General features: G+C 71.8%; 12 protein-coding genes. 9 read left to right on the forward strand and 3 right to left on the reverse strand.

The genetic code is table 11. The features are described 5' to 3' along the window. Nucleotides 1-29: 29 nt before the first annotated feature. Both ACSHXN_RS08160 and ACSHXN_RS08165 read right to left on the reverse strand, forming a co-directional pair. The gene (locus ACSHXN_RS08160) at nucleotides 30-578 is read right to left on the reverse strand and encodes a YciI family protein (protein WP_356294888.1); all 549 of its coding nucleotides are present in this window, start codon (nucleotides 576-578) and stop codon (nucleotides 30-32) included. Between the two features lie 111 nt (nucleotides 579-689). After that, nucleotides 690-1,487: an SAM-dependent methyltransferase gene (locus ACSHXN_RS08165; RefSeq protein ID WP_355138882.1), complete on the reverse strand. Its 798-nt coding sequence runs from the start codon at nucleotides 1,485-1,487 to the stop codon at nucleotides 690-692. Nucleotides 1,488-1,689: 202 nt separating this feature from the next. Between ACSHXN_RS08165 and ACSHXN_RS08170 the strand changes: the two genes are divergently transcribed. Further along, complete coding sequence (locus tag ACSHXN_RS08170) at nucleotides 1,690-2,880, forward strand: S8 family serine peptidase (RefSeq protein WP_355138884.1); 1,191 nt, start codon at nucleotides 1,690-1,692, stop codon at nucleotides 2,878-2,880. Between the two features lie 946 nt (nucleotides 2,881-3,826). Here ACSHXN_RS08170 and eccCa read toward each other — a convergent pair. Continuing rightward, nucleotides 3,827-7,747, reverse strand: a complete 3,921-nt coding sequence (eccCa, locus tag ACSHXN_RS08175; RefSeq protein WP_356294920.1) for a type VII secretion protein EccCa — start codon at nucleotides 7,745-7,747, stop codon at nucleotides 3,827-3,829. A 225-nt stretch (nucleotides 7,748-7,972) separates the two neighbouring features. Here eccCa and eccD point away from each other — a divergent pair, with 225 nt between their 5' ends. From eccD to ACSHXN_RS08215, 8 genes are all read left to right on the forward strand, one after another. Further along, entirely contained in the window at nucleotides 7,973-9,373 is a 1,401-nt protein-coding gene (eccD, locus tag ACSHXN_RS08180; RefSeq protein WP_356111321.1) for a type VII secretion integral membrane protein EccD, read from the forward strand. Nucleotides 9,374-9,404: 31 nt separating this feature from the next. Beyond that, nucleotides 9,405-10,988, forward strand: a complete 1,584-nt coding sequence (eccB, locus tag ACSHXN_RS08185) for a type VII secretion protein EccB (RefSeq protein WP_356294891.1) — start codon at nucleotides 9,405-9,407, stop codon at nucleotides 10,986-10,988. A gap of 115 nt (nucleotides 10,989-11,103) precedes the next feature. Further along, on the forward strand, nucleotides 11,104-11,445 hold the full coding sequence (locus ACSHXN_RS08190) for a hypothetical protein (protein WP_059128586.1): 342 nt from the start codon (nucleotides 11,104-11,106) through the stop codon (nucleotides 11,443-11,445). A 49-nt stretch (nucleotides 11,446-11,494) separates the two neighbouring features. Then, nucleotides 11,495-11,818: a WXG100 family type VII secretion target gene (locus ACSHXN_RS08195; RefSeq protein WP_059128587.1), complete on the forward strand. Its 324-nt coding sequence runs from the start codon at nucleotides 11,495-11,497 to the stop codon at nucleotides 11,816-11,818. Between the two features lie 97 nt (nucleotides 11,819-11,915). Beyond that, nucleotides 11,916-12,368, forward strand: a complete 453-nt coding sequence (locus tag ACSHXN_RS08200) for a type VII secretion system-associated protein (RefSeq protein ID WP_355138891.1) — start codon at nucleotides 11,916-11,918, stop codon at nucleotides 12,366-12,368. A gap of 64 nt (nucleotides 12,369-12,432) precedes the next feature. After that, the gene (locus tag ACSHXN_RS08205) at nucleotides 12,433-15,030 is read left to right on the forward strand and encodes an AAWKG family protein (RefSeq protein ID WP_356294894.1); all 2,598 of its coding nucleotides are present in this window, start codon (nucleotides 12,433-12,435) and stop codon (nucleotides 15,028-15,030) included. Beyond that, on the forward strand, nucleotides 15,027-15,539 hold the full coding sequence (locus ACSHXN_RS08210) for a YbaB/EbfC family nucleoid-associated protein (protein ID WP_356294897.1): 513 nt from the start codon (nucleotides 15,027-15,029) through the stop codon (nucleotides 15,537-15,539). Before ACSHXN_RS08205 ends, ACSHXN_RS08210 begins: the two co-directional genes overlap by 4 nt. Next, entirely contained in the window at nucleotides 15,532-15,885 is a 354-nt protein-coding gene (locus tag ACSHXN_RS08215) for a hypothetical protein (protein ID WP_355138897.1), read from the forward strand. The genes ACSHXN_RS08210 and ACSHXN_RS08215 overlap by 8 nt, the downstream gene beginning before the upstream one ends. Nucleotides 15,886-15,887: the final 2 nt, after the last annotated feature.

A 15,887-nucleotide genomic window follows, 5' to 3' on the forward strand; every position in this document is an offset into this window, starting at 1 on the left:
GCACCGGCGGCTCGGTACGTCCCGAGCCGTCACCTCCGTCCGCCGAACTCCCACTCGTGGACCTCGATGCCGGCGTAGTGCTCCGGGGTGAGGACGGCACGTGCCGTGTCCGGGTCCGGGGCCCGGAGCAGCGCCGCCGTGCCCAGCCAGGTGGCGGCGTCGTCGGACAGCAGAGGACCGTACGCGATCAGCCCGTCCCGGTCGGCGGGCACATCGAGATCGGCGGCCGGACCCGAGCCGAGACCGAGCACCAGGTAGCGGTTGCCGCCGGTGCGCCCACCGGGGAAGTCCCACATGGTGCGCCCCAGCAGGTTGCGCCAGCGGCGCAGCAGCACGTCCCGGTACACACCGGCCTGGTGGTTGGGCTCGTCGAAGGCGAACGCGCGCGCTGCCACGGGATCGGGCAGGTCGACGATGTGCACGCTCCCGGTGGGCGTCTCACCGTCGTCGGCGAAGGTGGGGCCGCGAGCGATCAGCTGGGCCGCGAACCGGTCCATGTAGGACCAGTGCTCCTCCAGCAGCGCGCCGCGCAGCGCGACGGAGCCGGGCCGGTCGCGGTGGTAACAGAAGAACTCCATGCGCACAGCCTGTCCCGACCCGCCGGGCGATCACAACCCGTGCCCGACGCACCCCTCCTGGGCCCTGTCTTCGCGAGCGGGTCCGTGGCACACCGTGCGGCGAGCGGCCGTTCAGCCGGTCCTGCGGGCCACGCCCCCGTAGAAGCCGATCGCCTCGGACCCTGCCGGCGGCGGGCCGTCCGGGCGCCAGAAGGGGATCTGGGCCAGGCCCGGCTCGAGCAGGTCGAAACCGGCGAAGAATCGCTCGACCTCGACGCGGGACCTCAGGTTCAAGGTGGCGGTCGCTCTGTTGTAGACCGACTGCGCCCTGCTGCGATCGGCGAAGTCGCCCGTGGCGTGGGAGAGCACCAGGAAGCTTCCGGCCGGGAGCGCGTCACGCAGGGTGGCGACGATCTGCGCGGGGTTCTCGGCGTCTGTGATGAAGTGCAGGACGGCCCCGAGAAGCAGGGCGACGGGCTCGTCGAAGTCGATGACCCGGTGGACGTCGGGGTGGCCCACGACGGCCAGGGGGTCGCGCAGGTCGGCGAGCACGATCCCGGTCGCCCCCGCACGGCCGAGCAGCGCGTCTCCCTGTGCCTTCACGATGGGATCGTTGTCGACGTACACGACGCGCACGTCCGGTGCCTGCTGCCGGGCGGTCTCGTGGACATCGGGCGAGGTGGGCAGTCCGCACCCGATGTCGAGGATCTGGCTGACCCCTGTTCCGATCACATGGCGGACGGCGCGCCCCAGGAAGGCGCGGTTGGCCCGCAGGCCGGCCCGGACCTCGGGTGCGGCGGCGGCGAGTTCCTCGCCGGCCTGCCGGTCGACTTCGAAATGGTCCTTGCCGCCCAGCAGATAGTCGTAGATCCGCGCGGGGTGCGGCCTGCTCGTGTCGATCCCGTCCGTGCGCAGGCCGTCCTGTCCCACACCGCGCTCCTCTCGACGGCCCCACGGCCCTGCCCGTGTACGGCCGACGACAGTTTTCCACATCAACTCACGCTTGCACGAGGGTAGTTGGGTCGTAGTGGACGAGGGAACGGCACGGCGATCCGTCGGGGGGCGAGCGACGGCCGCCAACGGGGGGTCCGCGACGCCGAGGGCTTCCACGACACGCTCTAGTATGCGTGCCATGCGTCGCCTCCCCCGCTCCCTGCGAGCGCTGATACCGCTGGTCCTCACAACGGTGACGGCATTGGGGACGACGTCCCCCGTGGCCTTCGCGGCGGGCACCACCGTACGACTGCCGGTGCTGAAGTCACGCCTCGCCGACGGTGCCGCCTGCACGGGTGCGTCGAGCGCGGTGGCCTCCGCGGTGCCGTGGGAACAGCACTCCCTGGGCCTGTCCGGCGTCCGGCAGTGGGGAACCGGTGCGGGCGTGACCGTCGCGGTCGTCGACACCGGGGTCTCGGAGCAGGCGCCGACCCTGAAGGGCCGTGTCACGGCGGTCGGCGGCGCGGGCGTGGACTGCGTGGGGCACGGAAGTTTCGTCGCCGGGATCATCGCCTCCGCCCCGGCGAAGGGCGTGCGTTTCGCGGGGGTGGCCCAGGGGGCACGCGTCCTGGGCGTCCGGGGCACGGACGAGCACGGTGTCGCGACCGCCGCCGGTGTCGCCGCGGGCATCCGTGCCGCGGTGGACGCCGGGGCACGGATCATCGAGGTGTCCCCCGCCCTCGTCCAGGGCTCCGACGCCCTGACCTCGGCCGTCCGTCATGCCGCCGACCGGGACGCCCTGATCGTGGCCGCCGCGGTGCCCGACGCGCCCACGACCGCCACCTCGTCCTCTCCGCCGCCGCCGCACGACTACTGGCCGGCCGCCCAGCAGGGCGTGCTGTCCGTGCTCGACGTCGACGTCGCCGGCAAGCGCCCCGACGGGGCCTACACTCCCGGCTCCGCCGACCTCGCCGCGCCGGGCGACGGAGTCGTGGGCCCCGGTCCGAAGGGGACGGGACACTTCATCGGCTCCGGTGCGTCGCTCGCCGCGGCCTACGTCGCCGGTACGGCGGCGATCGTCCGCGCCGCGCATCCCGACCTCACGGCGGCCCAGGTCGCCCAGCAGTTGACGACCACGGCCTATCCGGCGGACGTGCCGCGCCTCGACCCCTACGCGGCCCTCGCCTCCGTGCGGGAGCCGGCCGCCGGGGCCGCACGGGCCCGGCCGGCCCCGCCGGTCCGTCTCCACTCCGACGCGGCCGGCGAGCGCGCGACCCACCGTGCGGTCGTGCTCGCGGCGGCGGGCGCGGGACTGGTCCTGCTGGTCGTCTGGGCCTCGGTGGTGATTCCGCGCGGCCGGGCCCGCAACTGGCGCCCGGCCCGCCACTGACCCCCGCCCCTGCCGGACCGCGCGGCACACCCACGACGGCGAGCGGCCCGGGCGGGTGCGCTTCCGCTCGCGGCGCTGGGGTGCCCTACTGCTCGCCGCGGCGGACCCAGGACTGCCCCTGCCCGCCGCACGGACCTCAGCGGCAATTCCCGCCACCGAACCCACGACTGGCACCCGACCCGCCGCTGACCCCCACCCCACCCGGACCGCGCGGCACACCCACAACCAGGAGCAGCCCGGCCCACCGTGCCCTACTGCTCGCCGCGGCGGACCCAGGACTGCCCCTGCCCGCCGCACGGACCTCAGCGGCAATTCCCGCCACCGAACCCACGACTGGCACCCGACCCGCCGCTGACCCCCACCCCACCCGGACCGCGCGGCACACCCACAACCAGGAGCAGCCCGGCCCACCGTGCCCTACTGCTCGCCGCGGCGGACCCAGGACTGACCCCTGCCGACCGCACGGACCGCAGCAGTGAATTCCGCGGCGCCGAACCACCGACCGGCGCCCGGCCGAACGCTGACCCCACCCGGCCAGACGCCGCCGCGGACACACGACCGCAAGCGGCTCGGCCCACCACGCGCTTCCGCTCGCGGCGGCAGGCGCAGGCCTGCCGCCGAACCCCCGACCGGCGCCCGACCCGCGACGGACCGCCGTCCCGACTCGACTCGACTCGACTCGCGGCGAGCCCATCGCCTCCGAACCACCCGGCCCACCGCGGAAACATCCGCCGCGCCCGGCGCAGGACCGGCTCCTGCCGGCCGCGTGGGCCGCAGCGCTGACTTCCGCGCCGACGGACCCGCAACCGACACCCGGGCACTACCGCACGGCGCACCCACCGCCGTCGGCCTGTCCACCCCACCGTGCACGTCCTCGCGACAGGCGGCCCGGCTCGGGCCGGAGGCTGAGGGCCCCGACGGCTGCGGCCGTTCGGGGCCCTCGGGGTCACTCCCCCACGAGCGCCGTCTGGATCAGGGTCGGCTTGCGGCGGGTGATGTGCTGCGCTCGGCCCGGCGGCAGGTTGCGCGGCTTGATGGTGCCGAAGACATAGCCCTCCGAGGGCGGGCAGGACATCAGCAGCCCGGGGGTGTTGACCTCGTCGAGCCGGCGCAGCAACTGGTCGTTGAGGCCTCGGCCCGCGCCCGTGGCCGAGCGGACGACAACCAGGTGGAGACCCACCTCGTGGCCCAGGGCCAGATGGTCGAAGAGCGGCGCGAAGGGATGGTCGAAGGCGTTGCTGCCGCCGACCATGTCGTAGTCGTCGACGAGGACGAACAGCCGTGGGCCCGTCCACCAGTCCGCCTGCCGCATTCGGGCCGGAGTGATGTCGGGACCGGGCAGCCGCGTCTTGATGGCACGCGCCGAACCGCCCACCAGCTCGCGCAGCCCGTCCACCGAGACGGCATGGCCGAGGCGGTACTCCTCCGGCACGGCCTCGACCAGCTCGCGCCGGTAGTCCACGACCAAGATGCGGGCTTCGGCCGGGGTGTAGCGGGCCGTGATGGATTCGGCGACCACCCGCAGCAGGTTGGTCTTGCCGCTCTCGGTGTCGCCGATGGCCATCAGGTGCGGGGTACGGCTGAAGTCGTGCCACACCGGGGACAGCGTCTCCTCGTCGAGACCGAGCGGGATCCGCAACCCCTCCGCCACCTCCGGCGTCGGCAGTGCGGCGACCGGGAGCCGGTGCGGCAGCATCCGCACCGGCGGGGCCGCAGGCCCCTGCCACGCCTTGGCCACGCTCTCCACGAGCTGGGCCACCCCGTCGGTGAGGTCCTCGGCGCTGTCGCTGCCGTCGATGCGCGGCAGGGCGGACAGGAAGTGCAGCTTGGTGTCGGTCGTCAGACCGCGGCCCGGCGTGCGGGGCACGGTGGCGGCCTTGCGTACGTCGACCACCGAGTCCATCGTGTCGCCGAGCCGCAGTTCGAGCCGGGTGGCGATCTGGTCGCGCACCTGGGCGGACAGCTCCATCCAGCGCGCTGCGGCGACGACCAGGTGGATGCCGTAGTTCAGGCCGCGTGCGGCGATCTGGTTGAGGGTGGGGACGAGGGTGTCGAAGTCCTGGCGGACCGTGGACCAGCCGTCCACCACGAGGAAGACGTCACCGTGCGGCTCGTCGGGGAACTCGCCGGCCGCCCGGCGCCTGCGGTAGGTCGCCATCGAGTCGATGTTGTGGTCGAGGAAGAACTGCTCGCGGTGGTTGAGCACCGCGGTGACCTCGGCCACCGTACGGGTGATCCGTTCGCTGTCCAACCGGGCCGCGACCCCGCCGACATGCGGCAGACCGGCGAGCGCGGAGAGCGTTCCGCCACCGAAGTCGAGGCAGTAGAACTGTACTTCGCGCGGGGTGTGGGTGAGCGCGAGCGCGGCGATCAGCGTACGCAGCACGGTCGACTTGCCGCTCTGCGAGCCGCCCGCCACACCGATGTGGCCGCCGCTGCCTGCGAGGTCCACGACGAGCGGGTCGCGTCGCTGCTCGAACGGCATGTCCACCAGGCCCACCGGTACCCGCAGCCGCCCGGTCCCCGGCCACCGCTGCGAGGTCAGTCCGCGTTCGGCGTCCGGGGCGAGGCCGGGCAGCAGTGCGCCCAGGGTGGGCGGCAGGTCCAGCGGCGGCAGCCACACCTCATGGGCCGCAGGCCCGGAGGCACGCAGCCGGTCCAGGGCGACCGAGAGCAGCGAGGGGCCGCTCTCGTCCGCCTCGTCCGCCGAGGGTTCCGGATCGGGCAGTTGGGCGGGCGTGCGCGGAACGACCCATCCCGCCGTCCAGGGCACCACCTGACTGGCCACCCGCGCCTGGGCCGCGGCGCCCCGCCTGCGGCGGTAGGCCCCGGAGACATAGGCGGCCCGGAACCGGGTGAGCGCCTCGACACCGCTCTTCAGGAAGCCCGAGCCGGGCTGTGAGGGCAGCTGGTAGGCGTCCGGCACACCGAGCACACCACGGCTCTCCATCGCCGAGAAGGTGCGCAGGCCGATGCGGTACGACAGATGGCTCTCCAGCTGGTGCATGCGCCCTTCGTCCAGGCGCTGCGAGGCCAGCAGCAGATGCACTCCGAGGGACCGTCCGAGGCGGCCGATCATGACGAACAGGTCCATGAACTCGCGGTGTGCGGCGAGCAGTTCGCTGAACTCGTCGACGACCACGAACAGGCTCGGCAGCGGGTCGAGAGCGGCCCCGGCCGCGCGCGCCTTCTCGTACTCCAGCGCCGAGGTGTAGTTGCCCGCCGCCCGCAGCAGCTCCTGACGGCGTATCAGCTCACCGTGCAGGGCGTCCTGCATGCGCTCCACGAGGGCGACCTCGTCCGCCAGGTTGGTGATCACCGCTGAGGTGTGCGGGAGTTCGTCCAGGCCGAGGAAGGTCGCGCCGCCCTTGAAGTCGACCAGGACGAAGTTGAGGGTCTCGGAGGAGTTGGTGAGGGCGAGGCCGAGGACCAGGGTGCGCAGCAGTTCGCTCTTGCCGGAGCCGGTCGCCCCGATCAGCATGCCGTGAGGGCCCATACCGCCCTGCGCGGACTCCTTGATGTCCAGTTCGACGGGGGCGCCGTCGGCACCGACGGCGACCGGCACCCGCAGCCGGGCCGCCCCGATGCTGCGCCGCCACAGCGTCTCCGGATCGTGGCGGTGCAGATCGGGGATGCCCAGCAGGGTGGTCAGTTCCACGTCCGTGGCCAGCGGCTCCGCCGCCTCGGCGGTCAGGCTCATCCGGTACGGCGCCAGCATCCTGGCGAGCGCCTCGGCGCCCTTGGGTCCGACCCCGTCGGGCCGGCCCAGCGTCGTGGTCTGCTCCTTGCGGCTGCTGTCGGTGCGCACCAGGCGCAGCGAGTCGGGCCGCACGTCGAGCCGCAGCGTGGTGCGGCCCGGACGCCAGCGCAGGGCGCCCGAGAGGTCGACGACGACGGTGTTGCGGAATCCGGGCCCGTCCAGCCGATGCCCCGCCGGCACGGTGACACCGTCCACCACGATCACGGTGAACGGCTCGTCACGGCCCGGCAGCGCGTCGGGGTCGAAGACGGGACGTTCGGTGAACTCCGCCCCGAGCAGGTCCTCCAGGTCGTTGAAGGCCGACGCCACCATACGGGCGGGTCCGGCACCGTCCTGCTCCTGCGGATGCAGATTGTGCGGCAGCCACTTGACCCACTCCCACTCCGCCCGCCGCTCGTCCGCGACGCACAGCGCGATCCACAGCTCCTCCGGCGGATGGAAGAGCGCCAGTTGGCACAGCGCGGCGCGCACCGCGGACCGTACGGCCTTCTCGTCGCCGCGCAGCAGCACCCGTGCCCAGGACCGCAGGTAGAGCGCGATCGGCTGGTCCGGGACGGTGCTGTAGGCCCGTACGAACCGGCGCAGCGCATGCGCCGACAGCGGGTCGAGGTCCTCCACCGGCTTGGTGGACAGCGGGGTCAGCCGCATACCCAACTGCTGGTCGCCCACGGCGATGCGGACCTCGGCGAAGTCGTCGTCCTTGGGCCGGCGCTCCCACAGCCGGGTGGTGCGCACCATCGAGCGCAGGGCCGTGGGGGCCGGGTGGCGCCAGGCCAGCGCTTGTTGCTGTTCGATCACGGCCCGATGAACTTTGCGGCGGGTCTGGGACAAGTAGCGCAAATAGTCACGCCGTTCGCCACGCAGTCGCTGTTTGCGATCGCTCCCCTTGCGCATCACCTGCCCGACCATCATGGCCCCCGCGGCCAGCACCATCATGCCGAGCGCCATGTAGGTGAAGACGCTGGCCGAGGCGCCGGGCCTGACGAAGATCAGCATCATGGAGACGGACATCATCGCCATGGGCAGATAGGTCCACACGGCCGCGTTGTCCGGCACCGTCTCCGGAAGCGTGGGTGGCTCCTGGAGGTTCAGCTCTCCCTGCGGCATCTGAGGCCCGCGGCGGCGGGCGGGGCGGCGGAACAGGACAACGCTCAACGAACCGGCTCCTTAAACGGCGATGCCGTGTGCGGACGGTGTGCCCGATCGGGCAGGCGACCAGCGGATGACCCCCGGGCAGTTCACAGCCACCACGGCGGCCCCAGTAGTCTGCATGGGCAACACACGTACGTCCAAGTCGTCTCGGATGCCTCCCGGGAAGCGTGGCCCCCTTTCATGACTGACAGCTCGGTGGCCGGTCTGTGCCGCCTCACCGTCCGTGCCCCCGCCAAAGTGCTCGACCTCGCGGTGCCCGCCGACGTCCCCGTCGCCGATCTCCTTCCGATCCTGCTGCAGTACGCGGGCGAGGAACTGGAGGAGAGCGGCCTCGAACACGGCGGCTGGGTGCTGCAACGCCCCGGCGGCCGCCCGCTGGACGAGGAAGGCACGCTGGAGACCCTGGATCTCAAGGACGGCGAGGTCCTCCATCTGCGCCCGCACACCGAGGCACTGCCCGAGGTGCGTCTGGACGATCTGGTCGACGGCATCGCCGGTGTCACCCGGGACACGCTGCACGGCTGGAGCACCGAGTCGAGCCGCCGTCTGCTGCGCGCCCTGGTCGTCGTCACCGTACTGACCGGCCTGGGAGTCCTGGCCTGGCCCGCCGGCCCGGCCGCGGCCCGGGCCGTCACGGCGGGCATGGCCGGTCTGCTGCTGCTCGCCGGTGCCGCCTCCGCCGGGCGCGCGGTGGGCGACGCGGCGGGCGGGGCGACGCTCGGGTTCCTGGCCGCGCCCAGCCTGGCGCTGGCCGGCTGGCTGCTGCCGGGCGGTGAGATAGCCGGCCCCGACGCCCACCATGTGCTCGGCGCCCGGCTGCTGGCCGCGGGCGCCGCGGGCGCCGGTGGCGCGGTGCTCGCCCTGGCGGCGGTGGCCGTGTACACCCCGTTCTTCCTCGCCGGTGCCGTGGTGTCGGTCACCGCCGCGGTCGCGGGCGTCCTGATGAGCGTGCTGGACCTGTCCGTCGACGCAGCCGCGGCGGCGGTCGCGGCGGTCGTCGTGCTCTTCGGCGGTTTTGTGCCGGCCCTGTCCTTCCGGCTGTCGGGCATGCGGATGCCCGCCCTGCCGACGAGCCCTCAGCAACTCCAGGAGGGCATCGAGCCCTACCGCGGCTCGGACGTCGCCACCCGCACGGAACTGGCGAGCGGCTGGATGACCGCGCTGTACGGGGCAACCGGTGTCGTGTGCGCGGGCTGCCTGGTCGCGCTGGCCCGGCGGCCCAGCCTGCCCGAGGCACTCACCGCGCTCGCCCTGTCGCTGCTTCTGCTGCTGCACGGGCGGGGCATGGTCAACGCCGGGCAGCGGCTCACGCTGCTGGTGCCGGGCGCCTGGGGCGTGTTCCTGCTGGCCGTTCAGGGCGCCGCCACGCTGGATGCGGCCGAGCGGCCCACCCTCGTCGCGGGGCTGCTCGCCCTCGCCGCCGTACTGGCGATCGCCTCCTGGACGATCCCGGGCCGGCGCATGGCCCCGTACTGGGGCCGCGCCGCCGAACTGTTCCATTCCCTGCTGGCGATCGGCCTGTTGCCGCTGACGCTGTGGGTGCTCGGCGTCTTCGGCGCACTGCGCGCGATCAACGGCTGACCGGCGGACCAGAGGGGATCGGAGAGGCACCATGCAGTCCAAGCGCGACCAGGTGCAGGCGCACGCCTTCGTCATGAGCCGGCTGACCTCCGGCATGCTGCTGGCCGACCCGGACGCCCCGGAGAGCCCGCTCGGGCGGACCACCCGCGGCGTTGTCATCGGCACCGTCATCGCCGTGGTGATCGCGGCGGCCGCCGTGGTCTACGGGCTGATCAACCCCGGGGGCAACGACTCCTGGCGCACCGCGAACAGCCTCATCGTCAACAAGGAGACCGGGGGCCGCTTCCTGTACGTGGGCGGCCGGCTCAGGCCGGTGCGCAACTATGCCTCGGCGCTGCTGATCGGCGGCGCCGACCTCAAGACGACCGATGTGCGCACCGCCTCACTGCGCGACACCCCGGTCGGCGCGCCCGTCGGCATCCCGGGTGCCCCGGACTCCGTACCGGAAGCCGGTGACCTGGACGGCGGCCCCTGGCAGGTCTGTTCGGCCGTCGCCACGGTGGACAGCAACGCGGGCACGGGCACGGCCGCGCTGACCACGCTGGTGGCCGGCGCCCCCACGGACGGCACGGGGATGGGCGCGGACCGGGGCATCGTGGTGGCGGGGCCCGACAGGGCGACGTACCTCGTGTGGCGGGGCAGCCGGCTGCGGCTGGACAAGACGTCGGGCGCCGCCGTGTCCCTCGGCTACGGATCGGTGACCCCGCGCCCGGTGTCCGCGGCCTTCCTCGACGCCCTCGTCTCCGGACCCGACCTGGCCGCGCCCGCGGTGCCGGGCCGCGGGTCCTCGGGGCCGTCGCTGGACGGCCGGACCGGCAGGGTGGGCCAGGTGTTCCAGGTGCGGGTGCCCGGCTCCGACTCCCAGTACTACCTGCTGCGCAGCGAGGGCCTGGTGCCGCTGACCGACACGGGCGCCGCGCTCGTGCTCGGCGACCCGGCCACCCGCAAGGAGGCCTACGGCGGGTCGGCGCCCACGGCCGCCGTCATCGGTGCGGCGGCGCTCAAGGAGCACGCCGCACCGGGCAGCGAGGGGCGCTCCCCCGCATCGGCGGGCCTCCCGGACTCCCCGCCGCACGCGGTCGACGTGCCGGAGGGCTCGTCGGCCTGTGCCAGGGTGCAGCCCGGTGACGGCGGTACCCGGGTCACCACGGTGCTGGTGCCGGCGGGCTCGCTCGCCCCGGTCGTCCAGGTGGACTCCCAGCAGGTGACGGCGGCCTGTGTGCGGGTGGACGCCACCGTCGTGCGTCCGGGCCACGGTGTGCTGGTGCGGGCGCTCGGCGGGAACGGCACGGCGGTCGGCGACACGACGTACCTGGTCGCGGACAACGGTGTGAAGTACCGCGTGCCGACGCCGGCGGCGCTCCAGGCACTCGGGTACGCACAGGGCGATGTGGAGGCGCTGCCCTCGCCCCTGCTGTCGATGCTGCCCTCGGGGCCGGACCTCAGTCAGCAAGCGGCCGTCGGCGGGACCGGCGCGGTGACCACTCCGCCGGGCTGCGCGCCGGGCGGAGATCACCTCGGCGTGACGCCGGGCGGTCGCCTCGGCGCGGCGGTCGGCGGTGGACTCGGCACGGCGGCCGGGGGTTCTCTGGCCGCCGCATTGCCGGAACGTTAAGGAAGTTGAACAACGACATGCGCAAGGAACACATTTTCGCGGTGCGTTGCTCCACAACCTGAAGCAACTCTAATCTCACCAGAAGCAGATCATTCGTTCGACGGAAAGGCGAACCATGGCAGGCGATGGCCAGCAGTCAAGCGAACAGGCCACTCGGAACGGCATCCAGGCTCTGGAGTCGGCCTTCTCCGGGATCATGAAGTCACGGCAGGACGTGGACGGCACCCGCGCCACCCTGTCCAGCGGCTACCAGGGCAGCGACGGCGGCCAGTACGGACAGCTCCTGCAGCAGTGGGACGAACAGGTCAACGTCATCCTGCGGAACCTGGAGGACATGGTCGACAAGCTCAACACGAGCCTGGTGGAGCACGGCAAGACGCAGGGCTCCTCCAACGACGCGATCAACCAGGCGTACAACTCCTCCGACGCGGTCTTCCACCAGCTCACCGGGTCCTGACCCGGCCCCGCACCACGTCCCTGCACCGACGACCGAGACGAGACCCCCCATGTCCGACAACCTGACCGACGGCTACATCTACGTCGACTACCGCCACATGGAGAACGCGGCCGACGACATGGTCCAGCAGACCAGGGCGATCGCGACCACGCTGTCCTCGCTCGAGGCGGAACTGAGTGAGCTGAAGAAGACCTGGTACGGCTCGGACGCCGAGGTCTACACGCAGAAGCAGGCGGCCTGGGACCAGGCGGTCAAGAACATGGAGCAGCTGCTGAACTCGCACGCGAGCCTCCTGACGGACATCTCCGGCAACTACAAGTACAGCGAGAACTCGCTGTCGCAGATGTGGTCCGAGGTCCAGATCGGCCGCTGAGCCGCCGCACGCACCGACACCCCGCCGTTCGCCGTCCGGCCCCAGCGTCGCGACGGCGGACCCGGCACATCAGCAGCACGCAGAGCAGGAGGATGCCGTGGCGGACCTGACACATCTGGATTCCCGGGGACTCCAGGCGTTCCTCGACGGGGACGTGGCCGATTTCGTCACCGCGCTGGAGCAGATCCGCAAGGACGACCCCGCGGGCGCACAGGCGCTCAAGAGCCTCCTGGACGGCCGCAACACGCCCGACACCCTCCAGGAGAACCCCTTCCTGGCCATCGGGCTCATGGCCGGCACCGACGACGTGCACGGCGCCAGCCTGATCTCCAAGGTGAAGGACGAGGCCCAGTCCGTCGACGACATCTTCGCGGCGCAGCGGACCCTGTTCAAGGACATCGACTCCGACGTACGGGAAACCATCAGGACGCTGCTGAAGACCCAGGGCAGCAGCCTGACGTCGATCGACGGGGAGAAACTGCTCGACATCTTCTCCGACGTCGACAGCGACCTGAGCGACACGGGTGGTTCGCAGAGCAACACCCACTAGTCACCCGGCCTCTGCCGGGCGGCGCCCGCCCACCCGTCCCCCCACCTCCGCGGAGCCATGAGCGATGCCAGCCACCAACGACGCCGACGACTACTGGGGCAAGGCCGTCACCCTCTACACCGGCTTCCCCATGCCCAGCCGGAAGACGCTGTTCGACAAGCTCAAGAGCAAGGAGGGCATCCCGCTCTTCCGCATGGACATCCAGTCCATGGGCGTCAGGGCGGTGACCGCCGAGGACTACTCGGCCATCAGCGGCTGGATGAAGCACGACGGCGAGGACTACGACCTCGTCTTCTACACCGCGGGCGGCGACGGGGCGCACAGCGGTGTCGAGATGCACCGGGCGAGGATCGTCCTGATCGGCGTGCCGGTCGACTCCAACAGCAGGGCGCGGCTGCTGGACGCCGGTGAGATGATCTCGGGCGGCGCGTTCACCGGCCACTACGGCGACCAGTGGGACTCGGGGCCCATGTCGCAGTACGTCAGCGGCGCCAAGGCGGCGCTCGACAAGCTGCTCGCGGACCACACGACCCGCGGCTTCTCGTACTCCGGGCTGCCGGTGGCGGACGCCGAGGCGGTGGATCTGAACTCGTTCGAGCGGACCGCTCTCGCCTTCGACCGTGCGGCCAAGTTCTTCATCGACCACGCGAAGATACTCGAGCAGTGGGAGACCTCGCTCGGCAGCGAGCAGGCATCATGGAAGGGCCAGGCGGCGGGCGTCTTCTGGCACCTGGTCCATCAGTTGCGCAAGAACTACGACAGTTATGTGGAACAGCTCGGCGGCGCCGACTACCACGCCGCCCACACCACGGTGAACGGCGTCTCCCCCAAGTCGAAGTTCGGCGACACCCTGGCGATGGCCCAGCAGCAGCTGGTCGCGGAGATCACCAACCTGCAGAACGCCTGGACCACGTGGGCGGGCTCCCGGGAGCACGATCCGCACCGGTCGGTGCTGGAACTGCTGGACGAGCTGTCCGCATGGGTGCTGACCAACAACGTGCCCTACATCGACGAGACCACCTCGTACGGCGGCGAGACGACCGTCACCAGCTACTCGACGCGTGCGGGGTTCCTGGAGAACCACCCCGTCTACGGCAACCTCAACGACATCCAGTCCTGGAAGAAGCTCGGCGAGACCGCGGTCACGCGCTGGAACAACTATGTCAACCAGCAGTTGGTGCCGGTCGCCACGCAGTCGCTGTCGACGCTCAACGGCAACTGGATCGATGCGGGGACCGAGTTCGAGGACCCGCTGAAGACCAAGGACACCACGTCCCTGTCGGAGTCCTACCAGCAGGAGCAGAACCAGCTCAACCAGGAGCAGCTCAACCAGAATCAGCAGAACCTCAACGACATCCTGAACAACAACCAGCAGAACCTCAACGACGGTCTCAACAACCTCGGAAACAACCTCAACAACCTCGGAAACAATCTCAACGACGGGCTCGGCAACATAGGCGACGGGCTGAACAACGGCCTGGGCAATTTCACCAACGGGCTCAACAACAGCCTGGGGGACCTCGGGAACAACCTCGGGAACAACCTCCACAATCTGAGCTCCAACCTCAACGGGCCGCCCGGCTCGGGGCTGACCCTCAACGGCGATCCCGGGGGCCCGAACCCCCTGCTGAACAACCCGCTCAACCACCTGGGCCTCAACGACGGTGGGAACCCCCTCACCAACCCGGGCGGCGGCACCACGCGGCTCAACGCCGACGGCACGCTCACCACCGACTACCCGGACGGCAGCAGCACCACGTTCAACCCGGCGACCGGCGCGATGACCACCACCTCTCCCGGCGGCAAGGTCACCACCTCCCGGCTCAACGCGGGCGACAGCTTCACCAACCCGGACGGCTCGACGACGACGCTGAACGCCGACGGCACGCTCACCACGAAGTTCCCGGACGGGACGAGCACCACGGTCGACCCGGCCACCGGCTCGGCGACCACCACCCATCCCGACGGCTCGGTGACCACGACCGACCTCAACGCGGGCCTCGGCTCGGGCGCCGACGACCTCTCCCACCTCACGGACGGGCACTCCACGGGCGGCCTCAACGGGCTCGACGGTCTCAACGCCCCGTCGTCCCTGCACTCCGGCGGCCTGAACCCGGGATCCCTCGACTCCGCGTCCCTGCACTCCGGCTCCCTCAACTCGGGGTCCCTGAACTCGGGCCTGGACGGTCTCCACGGTGACGACCTCGCCTTCGAGGACTACGACAGCACCCCCTTCACCGGCGGCGCCCTCGGCGCTCCGGGCGGATCGGCCCTCGCCGCGGGCAGCGCCGCCGCCCCGCCCACCGGCGGCACCCCGCTCAACCCGGGCGGTCTCGGCGGGATGGGCGGCGCCGGCAACCAGTCGAACAACGAGCGCGTCCGCAAGGTGCTGGACGAGACCGGTGGCGCCTCGCTGCGCCGTCCGACCGTCTCCCGGGCGGCGTCGGGCGGGGAAGAGGAGGAGCGGGAGATGGTCCTGACCCGCGGCTCGACCCCCACCACCAGTTCGCCGTACTACCCGATGGGCGGCGGCGGTTCCCCGGCGGGTCAGGGGGCCCAGAGCACCGAGAGCGGTGACCGCGAGCGGTCCAGCTGGGTGCCCGAGGACGAGGACGTCTGGGGCACCGACGAGGGCGGCGCCCCGGCGGTGATCGGCCGATGACGGGGACGCGGGACGCGGGGGGCGCCGGCCGCAGGGAGTCTGCCGGGCCCCTGTCGGTGCAGCAACGCCTGGCCGAGGCGATGGCCGAGTTGGAGACCGTGCAGGCCGGTGTGGCGCGTGCGGAGGAGGAACTGCGCAACGCCACGGTCACCGTGCGGTCCCGGGACCGTGCGGTGGAGGTCACCGTCGGCCCGCAGGGCGAGCTGACCGGACTGAAGTTCCTGGACGGCAAGTACCGCACCATGGCCGCGGCCGAACTCGCCGCCAGCGTGCTGGACTCCGCCGGACAGGCCCGGACGCAGATGTCCCGCCGTGTGATGGAGACGTTCAAGCCCTTCACCGAACCCAGCACCACGGTGCCGGAGCTCACGGGGGTCGACGTCGACTGGGCGCGGATCTTCGGGCCCGGGGTGCTGGAGGAGCCGGAGGCCGCCGCGGGCCGCGGCGGCGACCGCCGGCTGCGGGACGAGATCGACGAGGACGCGGAGGACGAGGCGACCCATGGCTGACGAGAACTCCTACTTCGCCGACCCTGCCCGCATCCAGGGCGGGGTCCGGCAGATCGACCAGATCAGCTCCATCGCCCGGGAGATGATGAGGGACTTCGTGAACGAGGTGAACCTGACCCGGGACTGGCCGGGCACCAGTGACAGCTTCGCCAAGGAAGTCGTCCCGCAGGAGCACAAGGAGCGCGAGAGCACGAGCGACACCGGGCAGGCACTTGCCGATGCCGTCGTCTCCGTCGCCGACGGCACGACGGCCAACCTGAAGAACATCCTCACCACCCAGGGCGGGAACCTCGACGCCATCCACGAGTCGTCCGGCCGCGGGAACACCTCGGGTGGAAGGCACTGAGC

It is taken from the genome of Streptomyces sp. HUAS TT11, from assembly GCF_051553595.1.
In the GTDB taxonomy this organism is placed as follows: Bacteria; Actinomycetota; Actinomycetes; order Streptomycetales; family Streptomycetaceae; genus Streptomyces.